The organism is Ruegeria profundi (assembly GCF_020171505.1).
In the GTDB taxonomy this organism is placed as follows: Bacteria; Pseudomonadota; Alphaproteobacteria; order Rhodobacterales; family Rhodobacteraceae; genus Ruegeria; species Ruegeria profundi.
Genome location: NZ_JAIUZS010000001.1, coordinates 646841 through 667272, shown reverse-complemented (window position 1 = coordinate 667272; position 20432 = coordinate 646841). Strand labels below are relative to the sequence as shown.

Sequence of the window (20432 nt, the reverse complement as noted above, 5' to 3'; positions counted from 1 at the left end):
GGCTCTTGCCCCCGGACCCCGGGCCGGGGTAAGAGCGGTTCTCAAATAGGAAGCAGGCAAGAGGCATTTCATGCGCAGAGTCGTTGTAACCGGTCTGGGGTTGGTCACGCCATTGGCCAGCGGTGTCGAAGAATCCTGGTCGCGGCTGCTGGACGGAGAATCCGGTGCAGGCCCGATCACTCAGTTCGACGCCGAGGCAAGCGGGGTCACCACGACCTATGCCTGTGAAGTTCCACGTGGCGACGGGTCGAACGGGACCTTCAACCCGGACGATTGGTTGCCGCCAAAAGAGCAGCGTAAGATCGAGGACTTTATTCTCTATTCCATCGCGGCGGCCGATATGGCCTGTCAGGATGCGAACTGGTTGCCCGAAGACGAAGAGGAGCGCCTGCGGACAGGTGTACTGATTGGCTCTGGTATCGGTGGCCTCGGCTCCATTGCGAACACGGCCAACCTTATCAGAGACAAAGGCCCGCGCCGTGTATCACCGTTCTTTATTCCGGGCGCGCTGATCAACCTGGCCTCGGGCCAGGTTTCGATCCGCCACGGTTTTAAAGGCCCGAACCATTCGGTGGTCACAGCCTGTTCGACCGGGGCGCATGCCATTGGCGATGCTAGCCGCATTATTCGTGCTGGTGACGCGGATGTCATGGTTGCGGGCGGCGGCGAAGGCTGCATCTGTGAGATTGGGATTGCGGGCTTTAACGCATGTAAGGCGCTGTCGACCAAATACGCTGACGACCCCAAGAAAGCCAGCCGGCCCTATGACGTGGATCGTGATGGTTTCGTGATGGGCGAAGGCGCGGGTATTGTGGTTCTGGAGGAATACGAACACGCCAAGGCGCGCGGCGCAAAGATTTACGCCGAAGTCTTGGGCTATGGCATGTCCGGTGACGCGTACCATATTACGGCGCCGTCCGAAGATGGCGACGGTGCCGAACGCGCGATGCGGGCTGCGCTACGCAGTGCCGGGTTGGAGCCGAAAGATCTGGACTATATTAACGCGCACGGCACCTCGACCATGGCGGATACGATTGAACTGGGTGCAGTGGAACGCCTGCTCGGCGAACATGCGGGTAGTGCGACGATGACCTCGACCAAGTCGGCCACTGGTCACCTGCTGGGTGCGGCCGGCGCGATCGAGGCGATCTTTTCGATCCTGGCGATCCGGGATCAGGTGGCTCCGCCGACGATCAACCTGGATAACCCCGCAGTCGAAACTCCGATCGACCTTGCTCCGAACGCAAAGCGCGAGCGGGAAATCAACGTGGCCCTATCGAACTCGTTTGGCTTTGGTGGCACCAACGCCAGCGTGATCTTCGGGAAGGTCGGCTAAATGTGGCGGGCTTTGGCGTCGAATGCGTTGACCATCCTTGTGGTCGGCCTGTTCCTGGCTGGCGGCGTGATCCTGTGGGGCCAGTCGCAGTTCAAAAGCGAAGGCCCGCTGGAAACCGCCATTTGCTTACAGGTCAAGCGTGGCTCAAACATGACCGAGGTCAGCCAACAGCTTGAAGAGGACGGTGCCATCAGTAGTGCGGTTATCTTCAGGATGGGTGCGGATTACACCGACAAGGCTGGGCAGTTGAAAGCGGGAAGCTTTCTGGTACATGAAGGTTCGTCGATGGAGCAGATCATCGACAAGATCACCAGCAGCGGCGCCAGCACATGCGGTTCCGAGATCGAGTATCGGATTGGGGTGACCCGCCTGCAAACGCGGGTACGCGAACTGGACCCGGCGACACTGGACTTCGTCGAGATCGCCAATTTTGAAGTCGGCGTAGATGAAACCCCTGCGGAATATACCGAAAAGCGTCAAGATGCCGACACTCGGTATCGTGTTTCCCTTGCCGAGGGGGTGACCTCATGGCAGGTGGTCGAAGCTTTGAAGGGGGTGGATGCGCTTACTGGTGATGTCACCGAAGTCCCGGCCGAGGGCATGCTGGCACCAGACAGTTATGACGTGAGGCCCGGAGATGACCGCGTAACCCTGCTTCAGAATATGCAGGAGAAACAGCAGCTTCGCATCAACGCGGTTTGGGAAAGCCGTCAGGACGGCTTACCGATTTCCAGCCCGGAAGAGATGCTGATCCTTGCCTCCATCATCGAAAAGGAAACCGGTGTCCCGCATGAGCGGGGACAGGTTGCCAGCGTCTTCATAAATCGCCTTGAAAAGGGTATGAGACTTCAAACGGACCCGACCGTGATCTATGGCGTTACAAAAGGGCAAGGCGTACTTGGCCGTGGTTTGCGCCAGAGTGAACTTCGCCGTGCAACACCTTGGAATACATATGTGATTGACGGTTTGCCGCCGACGCCGATTGCCAATCCCGGTTTGGCCAGCCTTCAGGCGGCGGTGGCCCCGGAAGAGACCCAGTATGTGTTCTTTGTCGCGGATGGAACAGGTGGACACGCTTTTGCGGAAACCCTGGATGAGCATAATCGAAACGTCGCCAAATGGCGCGAGATCGAAGCTGAGAGAAACGGCTCCAACAATTAGAACACGGGCCGCGTTTCGCAACGCGGCCCTTTTCTTTTGCCTACGCGGCTGAACGTCTGCGCGGACGGCGCTGCTTGGACCCTTGGGGCTTCCTTCCCGTGTTGGTGCCCTGAGGGCGGCGGCCCCGGAACCCTCCGCGTTTGCGCGGGGCTTTGGGTTCTGCAACTTCGGGCATCGAGCCGCTGGCGACCGGAATCTCAATCTTCATCAGCTTTTGTATCTGGCGCAGCTGGTCCACTTCATCAGGCGCGCAAAAGGCGATGCCTTCGCCTTCACGTCCTGCGCGCGCCGTTCGGCCAATGCGGTGGACATAATTGTCAGGCACTTCAGGTAAGTCGTAGTTGATCACATAGGCAACGCCGGGAATATCGATACCCCGTGCAGCAACGTCGGTGGCGACCAAAATCGTGATCTCTCCGGCTCGGAATGCCTTGATCGCGCGGTCTCTTTGACCTTGGCTTTTGTTCCCGTGGATCGAAGCAGCATTAAAGCCGTCCTCCACAAGACCTTTCATAAGTTTTTCCGCGCCATGCTTCGTACGGGCGAAAACCAGCGTCAGGGCATCCGTGTCTTTTGAAAGGATGTCGCGCAGTTTCCCGGGCTTTTCCGCTCGGCTGAGGAAATGCACGGATTGCGTGATCTTGTCTGCGGCTTTGCCCGGAGGTGAAACCTGCACCCTTTGTGGGTTGGACAGGTATGCTTGGCTGAGTTCTTCCATCTGCTTGGGCATAGTCGCTGAAAACAACATTGTCTGGCGCGGGGTGCCCAGTTCCGGCGCAATCCGACGCAGAGCGTGGATAAAGCCCATGTCCAACATCTGATCAGCTTCGTCCAGAACAAGGTGGCGCACTGAGCTGAGATCAACGGCGCCGCGCTCCATCAAATCGATCAGGCGGCCCGGCGTGGCGACCAAAATGTCGGTGCCGCGCGACAGGAATGAGATTTGCTTGCCGATGGATTGCCCACCCACAACGGTGGCAACGCGGAGCCTTGTTTTTTTGGTCAGATTGCGGAGGCTTTCGGCGATCTGATTAACCAATTCCCGGGTAGGGGCCAGGATCAGTGCCTTGGCCGCCTTAGGAGCGGGTTTGCCGGGCTGTGCCAGCAGATGATCAATCAGCGGCAGACCGAAAGCCAATGTCTTGCCGGTGCCGGTTTGGGCCAGTCCAAGAATATCATGGCCTTCAAGTGCCAGCGGGATCGCCTTGTTTTGGATCGGCGTGGGCTGGGAAAAATTGGCGCGTTTCAGCGCGTCATTCAGGGCTGGGGCAAGGCCCAGCATGTCAAAATCGAACAAGTGTCATTCCTTTATGATCCGCGACGATTTATCAGTCACGGACGAGCGCGTTTGGCCACGTTCAAGACGTGACCGGCAAGGGTTTCGCGTAACCTCGGGACACACAGGCGCTTCCTATGGTGTCCGGTCGACGCGTCAAGAACCCTGCGTGATGGGGAACTGGAGTATCGTGGTGCGCTGTTCGGGCCAATACAGCCCGTAATGCTCACGCGGCAGCGCTTTGATTAAAGGGCACATGCGGGTTTGTCGCTGGAATGTCAAGCGGTGGTTTTTCTGATAGTGGCCGGGGGTGAGTGGACAAGTCAGCCATGCCGCCGTTAAAAATCACGCACTGAACTAAGCCAGTATCGAAAAGAACCTGCAGCGAGTTGGTGGAATTGCGTGGAGCGCGGTAGACGGTACAGGTGCGTCTTGGCGGTCCCTCGGGTTGCGCCAAGTCACAAACAGCCGCCGACGCAACCAACGATTACGAAATGTTAAGGTGCCAAGCACGGTGCCCGTTGCGTCGCTGTTGCGCAAGGCATTGACATTACGATCTTTTTCCCGTATGAATTATGTCATGCTAGAAGAAATGGGCAAACGGCCCCGGGGCAACCCGGCGGCCGTTTCTCGTTTCTCTCGTGCGGAAAAACTCACGCATGAGGTCACAGGCAAACATGACTTTGATTACCCCGGAAGAGCGGATGTCACAAACGGCGGAGCTTTTGCAGTCACTTGAGACATCCATTCGCGGTTTGCGCCAAGCAGCGGAAGAACTGCGCAGGCAAATTGGCACCGGGGAGGATGCAGACTTGGCTGGTGCAGCCAAACAACTCGGACAGCTAGAGGGGCTGATCCGAAGTTGTCAGAAAGTGGAGACAAGCTTTGTCGAACAACATCACAGACAAGCCGGAATTGCCCAAGGGGGGTATGCGCTCGACCTTGAGCGCGCTCGATTTGAAATCGGGTGCAGGTTGGCTCGCCTCCGCCGATGCTGCGGTTCGGGAAAGATTTCTGAGTGAGATCGGGGAGGGGGGGCTATGTGCCCTCCCTTTCCTGTTTGAGTTCTGGGCGCTGCCGCACCAGTTACCGCCCGAGGGTGATTGGCGGTCCTGGGTAATCATGGGCGGGCGTGGCGCAGGCAAGACGCGGGCCGGAGCGGAATGGGTGCGGTCGATGGTTGAAGGGTCATTGCCGTTGGATAAGGGTGAGGCATGTCGCGTGGCTTTGGTCGGTGAAACCTTTGATCAGGTGCGCGACGTGATGATTTTTGGCGATAGCGGGATTTTGCAGTGTTCGCCGCCGGACCGGCGACCTGCGTGGAAGGCGTCGGAACGGAAACTGATCTGGCCCAACGGGGCCGAGGCACAGGCGTTTTCGGCGCATGATCCCGAGGGGCTGCGCGGTCCTCAGTTCGATGCGGCTTGGGTGGATGAGCTGGCCAAGTGGAAGAAGGCGGGCGAGACATGGGACATGCTGCAATTCGCCTTGCGGTTGGGGGAGCGGCCCCGCGTCTGCGTGACGACCACGCCGAGGAATGTAAAGGTTTTGAAAGCGCTACTGGCGTCGCCATCTACTGTGCAGACTCATGCGCCGACCGAGGCGAACCGGGCCAACCTAGCGGACTCGTTTTTGGACGAGGTTCGCGCGCGCTACGCTGGCACGCGGCTGGGGCGGCAGGAGTTGGATGGCGTGCTGCTGTCGGATGCAGAAGGGGCGTTGTGGACGAGTTCGATGCTGGAGGCGGCGCGGTGTGTACGGCCGCCCGAGTTGGATCGTATCGTAGTGGCGCTGGACCCGGCGGTAACGGCGGGGTCGGATGCGGATGCTTGCGGGATCGTGGTTGTGGGCGCGCAGGTGCAGGGACCGCCCGAAGGCTGGCGCGCCTATGTGCTGGCCGACCGGACGGTGCAGGGCGTCGGCCCGGCAGGCTGGGCGCAGGCGGCGATTGACGCGATGGACGAATTCGGGGCCGAGCGGCTGGTGGCCGAGGTCAATCAGGGCGGGCAACTGGTGGAGGAGGTCGTGCGGCAGGTAGACCCTCTGGTCCCGTTTCGTGCGGTGCGGGCGTCACGCGGCAAGGTCGCACGTGCCGAGCCTGTGGCGGCGTTGTATGAGCAGGGGCGGGTGGCGCATGTGGCCGGGCTGATCGCGCTTGAGGAGCAGATGTGCCAGATGACCTCGCGCGGGTTCGAGGGGCAGGGCTCACCTGATCGCGTGGACGCGCTGGTCTGGGCGCTGCATGAGTTAGTTGTTGGGCCTGCGGGGGCGTATCGGCGGCCTAGGTTGCGGAGTTTGTGAGGGACTCCCATGTAGAGCCGAAAATGCCTTGGTTGGGGCGACCAAGTCTTCTGGTCGCCATTTAACAATTAGTTTGGCCTCTCAGGTTCATCGGGCTTAAGCCAAAATGCGCCGGCACTGATTATGCAGTTCCAAAACATGTGTTGCCCAAGCGTGTCCATTTTTATTCCAGCTTCGAAGAAAGCATTTGCAAACCAACTGAAGGCGGTAGGAAACGACAGGAACCCGAATACCTGAAACGATTGAACCAACCGGCTTTCGTAGCTGAGACCCAGTTTGAATAGGTTCCGGTTGAGAATACGTGCAACGCGCCCGCCAATCGCGACGCCAGCGAACATGCTACCGACGAGAATGAGAATTACCGCCAGCATCCAAACGTCGCCTGTCATGCCACCAAACAGTGCAGCGATCAGGACGATTGCCAGACTTATCCATGGCCATAATCCACTAAGCTTTAGTCGTTTGAATAATTCAGCCAACATGTTTGTTTAATACGCGGTCTAATCCTCTCTTTCTACTGTTTTGACGGATTTGGTGAAATAGAAACAACTGTCGTTTTCGCAATAGTTCCTGCGCTCGTCCCCGTTGCCCAACGCCCGTACGCCCCATTCCCAAGCCCTAAACTTCTTTCCGTCATAACTCCTTTCAACAAGCCGGGCAGAGCGGCGGCAGAAAGGAGCACAGATGGTATTCGATTTCTTACGTCGCGGAGCGGCCGGGGAAGCGCCTGAGGCTAAGGCGAGCGCGGCGGGACCGGTGGTGGCGTGGCAGACCGGTGGGCGCGTGGCGTGGAGCCCTCGGGACACGGTAACGCTGACGCGGACGGGGTTTTCGGGAAACCCGGTGGGGTTCCGCTCGGTCAAGCTGATTGCCGAGGCGGCGGCGGCTTTGCCTCTGGTGTTGCAGGATCGCGAGCAGCGGTTCGAAACGCATCCCATGCTGACATTAATGCGCCGTCCGAACGCAGCGCAAGGGCGGGCGGAGTTGATGGAGGCCGTGTTTGGCCAGCTTCTGTTGTCCGGCAACGCATATATCGAGGCGGTCCAGGCCGAAGATGGGCTTCCGGTTGAACTGCACGTCCTGCGATCCGACCGGATGAGCGTGGTACCCGGCGCGGATGGCTGGCCCAAGGCCTATGACTACACAGCTGGTGGAAAAACACACCGTTTCCCGGCAGAATTTATCTGCCACATTAAGTCCTTCCACCCGCAGGATGACCACTACGGGTTTTCGCCGATGCAGGCGGCGGCCATGGCGATAGATGTACATAACAGCGCGTCACGCTGGTCGAAATCGTTGCTGGATAACGCGGCACGGCCTTCGGGGGCTCTGGTGTGGAAGGGCGGCGATGGTCACGGGGTGATGGCCGAGGATCAGTTCCGCCGTCTGTCTGATGAGATTGAGCAGAACTATCGGGGCGCGCGGAATGCTGGCCGTCCGATGGTTCTGGAAGGAGGGTTGGATTGGAAGCCGATGGGCTTCTCGCCCTCGGATATGGAGTTTCAAAAGACCAAGGAAGCCGCCGCCCGCGAGATCGCGTTGGCCTTCGGTGTCCCGCCGATGCTGCTGGGAATTCAAGGCGACGCGACCTATTCGAACTATCAGGAGGCCAACCGGGCGTTTTATCGCCTGACAGTTCTGCCCCTGGTGACGCGGGTGGCGGCGGCGGTGTCAGAGTGGCTCTCGGGCTTTTCTGGTGAGGATCTGATGCTGAAACCCGATCTGGATCAGGTGCCCGCGCTGGCGACCGAGCGGGACGCGCAGTGGACCCGCGTCAGCAATGCCGATTTCCTGACGGACGTCGAGAAACGATCTCTGCTGGGCCTGCCGGCGCTGGCGGAGGATTCGGATGGCTGAGGGGTATCCCCCGTTTGATTGCGCGCCAGGCTTGCGCCTGGCAGCGCATGAAAGAGTGGCCGAAATTCAGCACGCGCATCTGTGCAAGAGGTTGGATCAGATCGAAGAGATGATGGAGCGACTTGAGCGGCGGCTGTGGCTGACTGTTTACGGTGTGGCAGCCGTGATCCTTGCACAAGCGTTTCAGTCATTTCTTTCGGTAGCACCGTAAGGTCAATGGCTTATGAGGAGTTATTAGTGGATTTAGAACATAAATTCGCACGCTTTGGAGATGGGTTGTCGGTATCGGACGACGCAATAATCGAGGGCTATGCCAGCCTGTTTGGTCACGTGGATCAGGGCAGTGACGTCGTGCAGAAAGGTGCGTATCGCGCGTCACTTGCGGGGCTGGCTAAGGCGGGTCAGCGGGTCAAGATGCTGTGGCAGCACGATCCTGCGCAGCCTATCGGCGTCTGGGACGAAGTGCGCGAAGATGACCGGGGCCTATGGGTCAAGGGGCGACTGTTGGAAAGCACTCAAAAGGGCCGTGAAGCGGCGGAACTGATCCGAGCAGGTGCTATGGACGGCCTGTCGATTGGCTATCGTACAAAGCGGGCCGTGAAGAATGACAAGGGCCAGAGGGTCCTGACGGAACTGGAGCTGTGGGAGGTTTCTTTGGTAACCTTCCCGATGCTGCCCAGTGCGCGGGTGGCGGCCAAAGGCACTGAGCCTGCGGCCGAGGATACCTGGCGCAATATTGCCGAGGTGTTCAATGACGCCCGGCAGGAGCTGGCGCGACCCTAGCGCGCCTCAAACCCACCCAAAGAATGGAAGTGCTGATGAGCAAGACCGAGACCCCGGCCTTGACCGGAGAGGGTGCGCCCCTGGTTCAGGAGGTGAAGCAGGCGATGACCGGCTTCGTAAATGAATTCAAGGGCCTGAAGGCTGAAGTGAAAACCAAACTGCAACAGACAGAAGAGCGACTGACAATGCTGGATCGTAAATCAACCATCGCGGCGCGTCCGCACCTTGCGGCCTCGACCCTTGACGGCGCGCCGCACCAAAAAGCTTTTGATGCTTATGTCCGTTCGGGTAACGATGACGGCCTTCGTGGTCTGGAGATGGAGGCTAAGTCTCTGACCAGCGCGGTCAACAGCGACGGTGGTTATCTGGTTGACCCGCAGACGGCTGAGATGATCAAGTCGGTGCTGAAATCCACTGCTTCGATCCGTTCGATTGCATCGGTCGTGAATGTCGAGGCGAACTCGTTCGATGTTCTGATCGACCATACGGATGTTGGTGCTGGTTGGGCGGATGAGGCTTCGTCTGCTACCGAAACCGCGACCCCGTCGATTGACCGTATTTCAATCGCGCTGCACGAACTGAGCGCGCTTCCCAAAGCTTCGCAACGTCTTCTGGACGACAGTGCGTTCGATGTCGAAGGTTGGCTGGCCGGTCGCATCGCCGACAAGTTTGCCCGCGCCGAAGCGTCAGCCTTTATCAGTGGTGATGGTGTAGACAAGCCCAAAGGCATTCTGAACCACGCCAAGGTCGATAATGACGTCTGGGCATGGGGCAACCTTGGGTATGTTCCCACAGGCATTGATGGCGGTGTTGATGCCGATGCCATCGTTGACGTGGTCTATGCACTGGGCGCGCAGTACCGGGTCAATGGCACGTTCGTCATGAACTCGAAGACCGCTGGTTTGATCCGCAAGCTGAAGGACAGCGATGGCCGCTTTTTGTGGTCGGACGGGCTGGCGGCGGGTGAGCCCGCGCGTCTGATGGGCTATCCCGTTTTGATCGCCGAGGACATGCCGGATGCGGCATCCGACAGTTTCTCGATCGCTTTCGGTGACTTCCAGGCCGGTTACACCATCGCCGAACGTCCTGACCTGCGGGTGCTGCGCGACCCCTTCAGCGCCAAGCCGCATGTCCTGTTCTACGCGACCAAACGCGTTGGCGGTGATGTGAGCGACTTTGCCGCAATCAAGCTTGTGAAATTCGGCATCGCCTAAGCGGTGACGGATCCGAGGGGCCGGAAATCGGCCTTTCGGACGGCGGGCGCGGGCTGGGGTGAGATCCCCCGCGTTGTCTAGCTGCTCCCCTCCGTCCGAGCAACGTGGGGCGGCACGTGCCCGCCAGTTTACTGAAGTGACGACCCCCGTAGCGGGGCCGAGATTGCGGAGTGAATGGATGATGTTGATCGAAGAAACCGCCATCGCGGATGCGGCGCTGCCGGTGGATCAGTTCAAGGCGCATCTGCGGCTGGGAACCGGCTTTGCCGAAGGCAGCGTGCAGGACGAGGTTTTGAATGGCTTTCTGCGGGCAGCGATCGCAGCGATTGAGGCGCGCACCGGCAAGGTGCTGATTGAACGCGAATTTTCATGGACCCTGAATGCGTGGCGTGACTCTGCAGGCGAAGTGCTGCCGGTCGCCCCAGTGAAAGCAGTGAAAGCGGTTTCAGTCTTTGACGCAGCGGGCGCGGAAAGCGCAATCGCGCTGGAAGCTTACCGATTGGAACAAGACAGCCAGCGCCCCCGGCTGCGCCCGACTGGCTTGATGTTGCCGAGACTTGCAACTAGTGGCACGGCCAAGATCGCCTTTATCGCAGGTATGTCGGTGGATTGGTCTGGCTTGCCAGCTGATCTGGGGCAGGCAGTGCTGCTGCTGGCGGCGCACTACTACGAATATCGGGACGAAACGGCCCTTGGTGCAGGTTGCATGCCGTTTGGTGTGACCAGCCTGATCCAGCGCTATCGCACGGTCCGCTTCGGCGCAGGGGTGGCTTGATGAAAAAGCCACAACTGAACCGAAAGCTTGTGCTTGAGGCGCCAGTCCGTACGGCTGATGGCGCGGGTGGATACACCGAGACCTGGCAGGCGCTGGGTACCGTTTGGGCCGAGATCACTGCGCGCAGCGGGTCTGAGCGTCAGGTGGCGGGCGTGCCCATATCACGTGTCGGGTATCGGATCGTGGTTCGCGGTGCACCCAAGGAGACAACGATGCGGCCTTCACCAGATCAGCGTTTTGCAGAGGGATCGCGTCGTTTTGTGATCCGCGCTGTCGCGGACCGTGACCCCCGCGGTCAATACCTGACCTGTTTTGCAGATGAGGAGGTCGCGGCATGAGCTACGGCGTTTCAGCCGCCTTGCAAGCGGCGGTGTTTCAAAGACTTACGGATGATGCGCAGGTCAACACGCTCTCGGATGGCGCGATTTACGACGCGGTACCTGCGGGGTCGGTGCCCCAGGCCTATGTCACGCTGGGACCGGAAGAGGTGCGCGACGCCTCGGACCAATCTGGCGTAGGGGCGACGCATCGCTTCATTGTGTCGGTGATATCCGAGGCCGGCGGGTTTGGTGCCGCCAAAGCATTGGCCGGAGCGGTGTGCGATGCGCTTGAAGGTGCGGCGCTGACGCTGGATCGCGGGCGGCTGGTCGGTTTGTGGTTCGAGCGCGCTTCGGCCCGTCGCACAGGTACTGGCGGCGCAGTTCGCCAGATCGACCTGAAATTCCGCGCCCGCGTGGAAGATGACTAACCAATCAACGGAGAGAGTACATGGCTGCCCAAAACGGAAAAGACCTGTTGGTCAAAGTGGATATGAACGGCTCGGGCCTGTTCGAGACGATCGCGGGTTTGCGGGCCACGCGGGTCAGTTTCAACGCGGAAAGCGTGGATGTTACCAGCCTTGAAAGTCAGGGTGGCTGGCGTGAGCTTTTGTCGGGGGCCGGGGTGAAATCCGCCGCGATTTCTGGATCGGGGGTTTTCAAAGACGCCGACACGGACGAACGCGCGCGACAGCTGTTCTTTGATGGGGAAACGCCCAATTTTCAAGTCATTATCCCTGATTTTGGCATCGTCGAAGGGGCGTTTCAGGTGACCGGAATCGAGTACGCAGGCTCACATAATGGCGAGGCAACGTATGAGATGAGCTTGGCGAGCGCCGGCGCGCTGGCATTCACGGCGCTGTAATCGATGGCTAATCCGTGGACGGGCGAGGTGGCATTGACCATCGATGGGGAACGGAGGGTGCTCAAGCTGACGCTGGGCGCTTTGGCTGAATTGGAGCAGGCACTGGGTACGGGGTCTTTGGTGGACTTGGTCCAGCGGTTCGAAGGCGGAGTCTATTCCAGCGGTGACGTACTGGCGTTGATCGTGGCCGGGCTGCGCGGCGGTGGGGCCAATGTAGCCCAAGCCGACTTGCTGCGTGCCGAGATCGAAGGTGGGCCGATGGCTGGTGTACGGGCCGCGGCTGAGCTGCTGGCTCGCGCCTTCATGGTACCTGGTGGCGCATGAATGGGTTCGACTGGCCCGCCCTTATGCGTGCGGGTTTCATTGGCTTGCGTCTGACGCCGGATCAATTCTGGCGTCTGACCCCGGCAGAGTTGAGGCTGATGTTAGGACAGGGCGCAGGGCTGCCAGCGATGAACCGGGCGGGTCTTGACGCGCTGCTTGCGGCTTACCCGGACAAAAAACAAGGAGACCGTGATGACGGATCGTGATGGTTTGGACGACCTGCAGGAACGGGGTGAGGCACTGGGTGACTCGCTTGGGGATGCGGCGTCGATGGCTGCGGCTTTTGACAGTCAAATGAAACGCATTGGCGCAGCATTTGAAGAGACAGGCAAAGACGTTGCAACACTTGAGCGCGGTATGTCCGGCGGATTGCGTAAGGCTTTCGATGGTGTGGTGCTGGATGGGATGAACCTGTCCGACGCGCTGGGCGTGCTGAAAAACTCGATGATTCAGACAGCATATGCGGCGGCAATCAAGCCCGTGACAGATCATTTTGGGGGCATGCTGGCCAATACGGTCGGCAGTTTCGTGCAAGGAGTCCTGCCTTTTGCAGATGGCGGCAGCTTTTCTCAGGGGCGGGTGATGCCCTTTGCCAATGGCGGCGTGATCAGTGGCCCGACGACATTTCCAATGCGCGGCGGTACCGGTCTGATGGGCGAGGCTGGACCAGAGGCCATCATGCCGCTGGCGCGCGGTCCCGACGGCAAACTCGGCGTGCGCACATCCGGTGCCGGCCGCGCAGTGAACGTGGTGATGAACATCACAACACCGGATGTGCAGGGCTTCCGGCGCAGCCAGGGGCAGATTGCCGCTCAGATGGGCCGCGCGCTGGGACGTGGCAATCGAAACAGGTAACACGAGAGAGCAGCAGATGAATTTTCATGAAGTAAGATTTCCCGCCAGTCTGAGCTTTGGTTCGGTTGGTGGTCCCGAGCGGCGAACCGATATCGTGACGCTTGCCAACGGGTTCGAAGAGCGCAACACGCCCTGGGCGCACTCGCGTCGTCGCTATGACGCCGGGCTGGGGATGCGATCGCTGGACGATATCGAAACGCTGGTTTCGTTCTTTGAGGCTCGTCAGGGGCAAATGTTTGGCTTTCGGTGGAAAGACTGGTCGGACTACAAGTCCGGTCCGGCAACCGCAGACGTAACTCAAGGCGATCAGGTCATAGCACGAGGCGATGGAACCCGTACTGCGTTTCAGTTGGTGAAAACCTACAGTTCTGGTGGGTTAACTTATGTCCGTCCCATCGTCAAACCCGTTTTGGGGACGGTCCAAGTCGGGCTGGAACAAGATCAGATGCGCGAAGGAGTAGACTTTGAAATAGACCTTGCGAGCGGGCTTGTAACCTTTTCAGCGCCACCGCCGGAAGAGGTCGAGGTGACTGCCGGGTTTGAGTTTGACGTTCCGGTTCGTTTCGACACGGACAAAATCCAGACCAGTGTAGCCAGCTTTCAAGCGGGTGACGTACCTAATGTTCCAGTGGTCGAGGTGCGTGTCTGATGAATGGTGATAAGCAAGGACTCTACGCCCACCTACAAAGTGGGCTGACCACAACCTGTCGGTGTTGGGCTATCCGGCGTAGGGACGGGCAAGAATACGGTTTTACGGACCACGACATGAAGCTGAGCTTTGAAGGGATTGAATTCAAAGCCAGTACCGGCCTGACTGCCTCGGTCATCGAGCAGGCCACCGGTCTGTCCATTGATAACTCTGAGGCAATGGGTGCCTTGTCTGATGCAGCCGTTACTGAGCAGGACATTGAGGCGGGCCGTTTCGATGGCGCCGAGGTGCGCGCTTGGTTGGTCAATTGGGCAAAGCCCGAACAACGATTACTGCAGTTCAAGGGCTCGATCGGTGAAATGCGCCGTGCTGGCGGCGCGTTCCATGCAGAATTGCGCGGCCTGACGGATTTGCTGAACCGACCGTTGGGCCGGATTTATCAGAAACCGTGTACGGCGGTTCTGGGGGATGAGGCTTGCATGTTTAATCTGAATACGCCCGGCTATCAGTCAGAGGCCGAAATTGTAAGTTTGGTTTCACACGCCGTTTTGCAAGTAAAAGGTGCCGAAGGGCCGGACACAGCGTGGTTTAAGCACGGCAGGGTGGACGTAGTCTCTGGACAAGCGCAAGGGCTGTGGGCCTCGATCAAGGAAGATGAACGGCTGGCGGGTGGACGCAACATCAAGCTGTGGTCCGGTATCACGGGTGGTCTGGCTGTTGGCGATCGCGTCAGGCTGACTGCTGGCTGCGATAAAGGCATGGATGCGTGTCGCAAGAAGTTTAATAATTTCATTAACTTTCAAGGCTTCCCTGATCTTCCAGGAGAAGACTGGATGATGGCCGTCCCCAAGCAAAGCAACCCGAACACCGGGGGGAGCAGACGATGAGCGCGCATAGGCAGGTTGTGGTGGATGAGGCGCGCCGTTGGCTGGGCACACCCTATGTGCATCAGGCGTCGGTCAAGGGGGTCGGTACGGATTGCCTGGGCCTTTTGCGCGGTGTGTGGCGCGCTTTGCTTGGGAACGAACCCGAAGCTGTACCAACCTACAGCATGGATTGGTCTGAACCGCAGGGCGAAGAACGAATGTGGGCTGCTGCACGCCGTCATCTGATCGAAAAGAAAGCCGACAATGTGATGACCGGCGATGTCCTGTTGTTTCGCATGCGCGACGGTCGCGTCGCCAAGCATGTAGGTATCGTCAGTGAAACAGAACCCGTGCCGCGCTTTGTCCACGCCTATTCCGGGTACGGAGTCGTCGAAAGCACGCTGAGCAACCCCTGGCGACGCCGGGTGGTTGCCTGTTTTGAATTTCCGCTGGAGGACAAGTGAATGGCAACAATAATTCTGTCTGCAGCCGGTGCTGCGGTCGGTGGCGCAATCGGCGGCACTGTTGCGGGGTTGTCCTCGGCCGTTGTTGGGCGTGCTGTTGGTGCGACACTGGGTCGGGTCATTGATCAGCGTTTGATGGGGCAGTCGGTTATGGGTGGCGGCAGCGAAGTCGTTGAGACGGGACGCCTGGACCGATTTCGCCTGACAGAGACCGGAGAGGGCGCCCCGGTCTTAACGATCTATGGGCGTATGCGTGTGGGTGGTCAGGTCATCTGGGCCTCGGATTTTCTTGAGACAAAGAGCACGAGCACGACCACCCAAGGTGGCGGTGGTGGCAAGGGCTCTCCTAAATCGCCAGAGGTCACGACAACCACGCACAGCTACAGCTACTCGATCTCGCTGGCCATAGCGGTAGGTGCCGGCCAGATTTCGGACGTCTCACGTATTTGGGCGGACGGAGAAGAGTTGGAACGTGCGGGTCTGAACATGCGGATTTATACGGGCGACAATCATCAACTGCCCGATCCCCTGATTGAAGCCATCGAAGGTTCAGACAGTGTTCCAGCCTATCGCGGGACAGCCTACGTCGTCATCGAAGATCTTCAACTGGCATCTTTTGGAAACAGGGTGCCGCAGTTTTCGTTTGAAGTCGTGCGACAAGAACAGCCGGATTTGCCGGACACATCTGATGCACTGTCGAAAACGGTCCGGGGCGTCGCATTGATGCCCGGCACCGGCGAATACGCCTTGGCCAGCGAACAGATCAACTACACCAAGGGGCGGGGGCAAAGCTGGGCCGCGAATGTCAACTCTGCTTCGGGGCTGCCGGATCTGGTGACCTCGGTCCGGGCGCTGCAAGTCGAACTGCCAGCCTGTGATGCGGCTTCGCTAATCGTGTCGTGGTTTGGGGGCGACCTGCGGTGCGGGCAATGTCAGATACAGCCGAAGGTTTTGCATAAGGATATTGAGGGGGAAAACATGCCCTGGTCCGTGGCAGGGCTGAACCGTCAAACAGCCGAGGCGGTTCGGCATGCAGATGAACGTCCCGTTTACGGTGCGACACCAGCGGACCAGTCCGTCATACAGGCGATCCAGCACATGAAAAGCATCGGAAAACGCGTGATGTTTTATCCGTTTATCCTGATGGACCAACTGCAGGATAACGGTTTGCCCGATCCGTGGTCAGGCTCGGACAGCCAGCCACACCTGCCGTGGCGTGGGCGGATCACGTTAAGCATCGCTCCGGGGCGGGAAGGATCGCCGGATCAGACCGCAGCGGCGGATGCACAGGTAGCTTCTTTCTTCGGTGCTGCACGTGCGAGCGATTTTGACATCGGCGACGGTGTTGTCGCCTATAATGGTCCGCAGGAATGGGGCTTTCGCCGGTTTATCCTGCACTATGCGGCGTTGTGCAAGGCAGCCGGTGGGGTGGAGTCGTTCTGCATCGGCTCTGAGATGCGGGGGTTGACGCAAATCCGTGGCCTTTCCGGTTTTCCGGCTGTCGCGCAGTTTCGGGCGCTTGCCGCGGATGTGCGTGAGATATTGGGGCCGGACGCGAAAATCGGCTATGCGGCGGATTGGAGTGAGTACTTTGGCTATCAGCCCAGCGATGGAACAGGGGACAGGTATTTCCACCTCGATCCGCTTTGGGCCGACGAGAATATCGACTTTGTTGGCATCGACAATTACATGCCGTTGTCCGACTGGCGGAACGGCGAGGATCACCTGGACCGACAGGTCGGAGCCGATGCGATCTATGATCTCGACTATCTTCGCGGAAATATCGAGGGCGGTGAAGGATACGACTGGTTCTATGCCTCACCCGAGGAAGCCGAAGCGCAGATTCGGACGCCAATCACGGATCATGAACACGATGAGCCGTGGGTCTGGCGGTATAAGGATTTGCGAAACTGGTGGTCGAACCGCCACCATGAACGCATTGGCGGTGTCCGGCAAACGGACCCGACGGATTGGCTGCCTGGATCCAAGCCGATCTGGTTCACGGAACTGGGTTGCGCGGCGATCGACAAGGGAAGCAATCAACCAAACAAGTTTCTTGACCCCAAGTCGTCGGAATCCAGTACTCCGCGATATTCAAATGGTGCACGCGACGACTTTATGCAGGTGCAGTACCTGAAGGCTATGCTTGGCTACTGGTCTGATCCCCACGTGAACCCCGTTTCCGATCAGTATGGCGGTCAGATGGTGGATATGTCGAACGCCTACATATGGGCTTGGGATGCGCGTCCCTTTCCTGCTTTTCCAAATCTACGAAGCCAGTGGAGCGATGGGGAAAACTATCCACGTGGTCACTGGTTGAACGGGCGATCGGGCACGCGGACTTTGGCCTCGGTCGTTGCGGAAATCTGCTACGGCGCTGGTGTTACGGATATTGATGTTTCTCGCCTTTACGGGGTTGTGAGAGGGTACATGGTCGAGGATGTCTCTACTGCGCGCGCAGCTTTGCAGCCGTTGATGCTGCGCTATGGTTTCGATGCGATCGAGCGGGACGGTTTATTGCGGTTTCAGATGCGCGGCGGTCACGGGGCCAAAGAGCTTGCAAGCGACGTTCTGGCTGACAGCCCTGAAATCACTGGACGTGTCGAGTTTCGCCGCGAGGCAGAGGCCGAGATGACTGGCCGTGTGCGCATTAGCTTTGTTCAATCCGATGCGGATCATGACGTCGTTTCGGAAGAGGCCATCTTGCCGGACAATGAAACGCATTCAGTATCGGTGAACGAGTTTCCTTTGTCGATGACACGAGCCGAAGGTCGACAGACCGCCGAACGGTGGTTGAGTGAGGCGCGTACTGCGCGCGAGACAGCAAGATTTGCCTTGCCGCCGTCGATGCTGCATTTGGGTGCAGGTGATGTCGTCAGCCTGACTAATGAGGGCCAGAGTGCGCGCTACCGCATCGACCGGTTCGAACAGTCTGATTTGCAGTTGGTCGAAGCGGTCCGGGTTGAACCGGATGTCTATGCGCCTTCGAATCTGCCGGACGACTCGGTTTCCGAAAAACCCTTCGTTGCACCAGTGCCTGTTTTACCCGTATTTATGGATCTTCCGCTGATCACCGGGTCGGAAACACCGCATGCCCCGTATCTGGCCGCATCGGCAAATCCGTGGCCTGGCAGCGTAGCGGTCTATTCGGCATCAGGCGACGAAGGCTATGCATTGCAAGACGTCATTCCCGGACAGGCAGTGATTGGCTTTACTGAAACGCCGCTTAAACGCGCAAGCGCAGGCATCTGGGATGAAGGGGCGGCTCTGCGTGTTAGGCTTGTCGACGGTTTGCTGGAATCCCGCACCCAAGAGGCGCTGCTAAATGGTGCCAATCTGGCTGCGATTGGGGATGGCACGCCTGGAAACTGGGAAGTTTTTCAATTCGCCGAGGCAAATTTGCAAGAGGCGGGCATGTACGCCTTGTCCAGCCGGTTGCGTGGTCAGCTTGGAACAGATGCAATCATTCCCGAAGTTTGGCCCGAAGGATCGATGTTCGTTTTGCTTGATCAACGCGTATACCAAACCAATCTGTTGCGATCCGAGCGGCGCGTGACCAAGCATTATCGCATTGGACCCGCGACACGTGGCTATGAAGACCCATCTTTTGTACACTTGGTCGAGGCGTTCGACGGAAACGGACTGCGCCCATACGCGCCGGTTCACCTATGCGCAAAGCACACGCCATCCGGTGATCAATTGTCCTGGATACGCCGAACCCGTCTGGACGGAGATTATTGGGCAGGGCTGGACGTGCCGCTGGCAGAGGAGAACGAATCCTATCTTGTTCAAATAAGCGTGAATGGTGCTTTGGTGCGGGAACAGGTCGTAACTGAGCCGACCTTGTTTTACCCCACCGCGGCGCAAGCGGCAGATGGTGTCAGCGGCGCGTACAGCGTTCGGGTTGCGCAGGTATCGGCCAGCTACGGGTCGGGCTTGTACGCCAGCCTGACAGTTGGGTAGGCCAAACGATGCGTCCTGTACTACACGGGGACGTCAGCGCGGCGGCGCGGGCTTTGCTGGCCGCGCCGCTGGAAGATCGTGAAAGCTTGTGTGCTCGCATGTTCCGCGAAGCTCAACTGGCCTACAAACACGTTTCCCAGACAGGACAACTGCACCCCAAGTTCGGCAATGGCTCATTGATGGCCGTCGCACGTAACAGACCGTTGGCTGATGAGCCTTGTTTTGATGATCTGCACTATTGTCGGTGCTTCGAACTGGTCCTGCGCCACCTGGGCCTGTTTCTTGCAACTCGCTGCTAATGCGATGGGATTTTTTGCTCTCAGATGCAAATTCATAGGCCCCTTTTGGCCTTGTAACCGGTTTATTCCGTTTCATATTTTTTTGTTACCATACCGATCACGGGTTTGCGTTTGGCGTTTTACCAACTAAATGGCATGCTAAGCGCAGCAAAGGAACAATAGTTATGTTGGAAAAGCGCAGTCATGTGACACCGGTTGATCCGGTCTGGACACGTATTACGAGCGAAGCCCAAGCGGCTGTCGAAAATGAGCCGTTGATGGGCGGGTTAGTGCATGCCTGCATATTGCACCATCGCAGCCTGGGTCGGGCTCTGTCCTATCGCATCTCGGCCAAGCTGTGTTCGAACGAAATGTCGATGATGGTCCTGCGCGAGGTCGTGGACGAAGCATATGCGGATGACCCCACGCTGATTGAGGCGGCGCGTGCAGACCTGATGGCCGTTTACGAACGTGATCCAGCCTGCCACCGCTTGTTGCAACCGGTCCTGTATTTCAAAGGCTATCAGGCCATGCAGACCTACCGCGTTGCGCATTGGCTTTGGCGGAAAGGGCGCCATGATTTGGCATATTTCTTCCAGATGCGTTCGTCCGAAATCTTCGGAACCGACATCCATCCCGCCGCAAAAATTGGCAAGGGCATCATGATCGACCACGCGCATTCCATCGTCATTGGTGAAACGGCCGTGGTAGGGGACAATGTTTCGATGCTGCATTCCGTTACATTGGGCGGAACAGGTAAGGAAGAAGAAGACCGCCATCCAAAAATAGGAGATGGCGTGCTTATTGGTGCCGGGGCCAAGGTGCTTGGTAATATTTCGGTTGGACGTTGCAGCCGTATCGCTGCGGGCTCCGTCGTATTGCAAGACGTGCCGGCCTGCAAAACGGTTGCTGGCATTCCAGCCAAGATCGTTGGTGAGGCAGGTTGTGATCAGCCTTCCATCTCGATGGATCACATGCTGGGCAAGAACGGGTAGCGAGACTTTGAGATTTAAGCGCGCCCCACAAGGCGCGCTTTTTGATTTCGACCAGCTGACTCGCAAACAGAACGAGAAATGTACCCCGTTAGACTTTGGACACAATTCAGCGTTTCGTCACAGGAACATCAACACATGCCGCAGCGCATAAAA

The 20432-nt window shown here is 58.6% G+C and carries 22 protein-coding genes; 20 read left to right on the top strand and 2 right to left on the bottom strand.

Annotation, left to right across the window (positions count from 1 at the left end):
- The first annotated feature begins 70 nt into the window (after positions 1 to 70).
- Positions 71 to 1336, top strand: a complete 1266-nt coding sequence (gene fabF / locus LCM21_RS03185) for a beta-ketoacyl-ACP synthase II (protein ID WP_224889288.1) — start codon at positions 71 to 73, stop codon at positions 1334 to 1336.
- Positions 1337 to 2497, top strand: a complete 1161-nt coding sequence (gene mltG, locus LCM21_RS03180) for an endolytic transglycosylase MltG (protein ID WP_224889287.1) — start codon at positions 1337 to 1339, stop codon at positions 2495 to 2497.
- A 40-nt stretch (positions 2498 to 2537) separates the two neighbouring features.
- Here the strand turns inward: mltG and LCM21_RS03175 are convergent, their stop codons facing one another.
- The gene (locus tag LCM21_RS03175; protein WP_224889286.1) at positions 2538 to 3794 is read right to left on the bottom strand and encodes a DEAD/DEAH box helicase; all 1257 of its coding nucleotides are present in this window, start codon (positions 3792 to 3794) and stop codon (positions 2538 to 2540) included.
- Between the two features lie 909 nt (positions 3795 to 4703).
- Here LCM21_RS03175 and LCM21_RS03170 point away from each other — a divergent pair.
- The gene (locus tag LCM21_RS03170; protein ID WP_224889712.1) at positions 4704 to 6074 is read left to right on the top strand and encodes a DNA-packaging protein; all 1371 of its coding nucleotides are present in this window, start codon (positions 4704 to 4706) and stop codon (positions 6072 to 6074) included.
- 68 nt (positions 6075 to 6142) lie between these two features.
- Here the strand turns inward: LCM21_RS03170 and LCM21_RS03165 are convergent, their stop codons facing one another.
- Complete coding sequence (locus LCM21_RS03165) at positions 6143 to 6556, bottom strand: hypothetical protein (RefSeq protein WP_224889285.1); 414 nt, start codon at positions 6554 to 6556, stop codon at positions 6143 to 6145.
- Positions 6557 to 6758: 202 nt separating this feature from the next.
- Between LCM21_RS03165 and LCM21_RS03160 the strand changes: the two genes are divergently transcribed.
- The 17 genes from LCM21_RS03160 to cysE all read left to right on the top strand — a co-directional run bounded on the left by LCM21_RS03160 (position 6759) and on the right by cysE (position 20279).
- Entirely contained in the window at positions 6759 to 7931 is a 1173-nt protein-coding gene (locus tag LCM21_RS03160) for a phage portal protein (RefSeq protein WP_224889284.1), read from the top strand.
- Entirely contained in the window at positions 7924 to 8142 is a 219-nt protein-coding gene (locus LCM21_RS03155) for a GTA head formation protein, RCAP_rcc01685 family (RefSeq protein ID WP_224889283.1), read from the top strand. The genes LCM21_RS03160 and LCM21_RS03155 overlap by 8 nt, the downstream gene beginning before the upstream one ends.
- A gap of 26 nt (positions 8143 to 8168) precedes the next feature.
- Complete coding sequence (locus LCM21_RS03150) at positions 8169 to 8714, top strand: HK97 family phage prohead protease (protein ID WP_404818110.1); 546 nt, start codon at positions 8169 to 8171, stop codon at positions 8712 to 8714.
- A gap of 35 nt (positions 8715 to 8749) precedes the next feature.
- On the top strand, positions 8750 to 9928 hold the full coding sequence (locus LCM21_RS03145) for a phage major capsid protein (protein ID WP_224889281.1): 1179 nt from the start codon (positions 8750 to 8752) through the stop codon (positions 9926 to 9928).
- Between the two features lie 178 nt (positions 9929 to 10106).
- Entirely contained in the window at positions 10107 to 10703 is a 597-nt protein-coding gene (locus LCM21_RS03140; RefSeq protein ID WP_224889280.1) for a head-tail connector protein, read from the top strand.
- Positions 10703 to 11041: a phage head closure protein gene (locus tag LCM21_RS03135; protein WP_224889279.1), complete on the top strand. Its 339-nt coding sequence runs from the start codon at positions 10703 to 10705 to the stop codon at positions 11039 to 11041. Before LCM21_RS03140 ends, LCM21_RS03135 begins: the two co-directional genes overlap by 1 nt.
- Positions 11038 to 11451 carry a DUF3168 domain-containing protein gene (locus LCM21_RS03130; protein ID WP_224889278.1) on the top strand — a complete coding sequence of 138 codons (414 nt, stop codon included), beginning with the start codon at positions 11038 to 11040 and terminating at the stop codon, positions 11449 to 11451. Before LCM21_RS03135 ends, LCM21_RS03130 begins: the two co-directional genes overlap by 4 nt.
- Positions 11452 to 11471: 20 nt before the next feature.
- A complete protein-coding gene (locus LCM21_RS03125; protein ID WP_224889277.1) occupies positions 11472 to 11885 on the top strand; it encodes a phage major tail protein, TP901-1 family in 414 nt (137 codons plus the stop codon).
- Between the two features lie 3 nt (positions 11886 to 11888).
- Positions 11889 to 12209, top strand: coding sequence for a gene transfer agent family protein (locus LCM21_RS03120; protein ID WP_224889276.1), 321 nt, complete (start codon positions 11889 to 11891; stop codon positions 12207 to 12209).
- A complete protein-coding gene (locus LCM21_RS03115; protein WP_224889275.1) occupies positions 12206 to 12415 on the top strand; it encodes a rcc01693 family protein in 210 nt (69 codons plus the stop codon). Before LCM21_RS03120 ends, LCM21_RS03115 begins: the two co-directional genes overlap by 4 nt.
- Complete coding sequence (locus tag LCM21_RS03110; RefSeq protein ID WP_224889274.1) at positions 12402 to 13064, top strand: phage tail tape measure protein; 663 nt, start codon at positions 12402 to 12404, stop codon at positions 13062 to 13064. Before LCM21_RS03115 ends, LCM21_RS03110 begins: the two co-directional genes overlap by 14 nt.
- Positions 13065 to 13080: 16 nt before the next feature.
- Positions 13081 to 13713 (top strand): DUF2460 domain-containing protein, encoded by a 633-nt coding sequence (locus LCM21_RS03105; protein ID WP_224889273.1) that lies wholly within the window; start codon positions 13081 to 13083, stop codon positions 13711 to 13713.
- Positions 13713 to 14600, top strand: coding sequence for a DUF2163 domain-containing protein (locus LCM21_RS03100; protein ID WP_224889272.1), 888 nt, complete (start codon positions 13713 to 13715; stop codon positions 14598 to 14600). The genes LCM21_RS03105 and LCM21_RS03100 overlap by 1 nt, the downstream gene beginning before the upstream one ends.
- The gene (locus LCM21_RS03095; RefSeq protein ID WP_224889271.1) at positions 14597 to 15043 is read left to right on the top strand and encodes an NlpC/P60 family protein; all 447 of its coding nucleotides are present in this window, start codon (positions 14597 to 14599) and stop codon (positions 15041 to 15043) included. Before LCM21_RS03100 ends, LCM21_RS03095 begins: the two co-directional genes overlap by 4 nt.
- Positions 15044 to 19006: a baseplate multidomain protein megatron gene (locus LCM21_RS03090; protein WP_224889270.1), complete on the top strand. Its 3963-nt coding sequence runs from the start codon at positions 15044 to 15046 to the stop codon at positions 19004 to 19006. It begins immediately after the preceding gene.
- Between the two features lie 8 nt (positions 19007 to 19014).
- Positions 19015 to 19305, top strand: coding sequence for a DUF7742 family protein (locus tag LCM21_RS03085; protein ID WP_224889269.1), 291 nt, complete (start codon positions 19015 to 19017; stop codon positions 19303 to 19305).
- Between the two features lie 164 nt (positions 19306 to 19469).
- A complete protein-coding gene (gene cysE / locus LCM21_RS03080) occupies positions 19470 to 20279 on the top strand; it encodes a serine O-acetyltransferase (RefSeq protein WP_224889268.1) in 810 nt (269 codons plus the stop codon).
- Positions 20280 to 20432 lie beyond the last annotated feature (153 nt).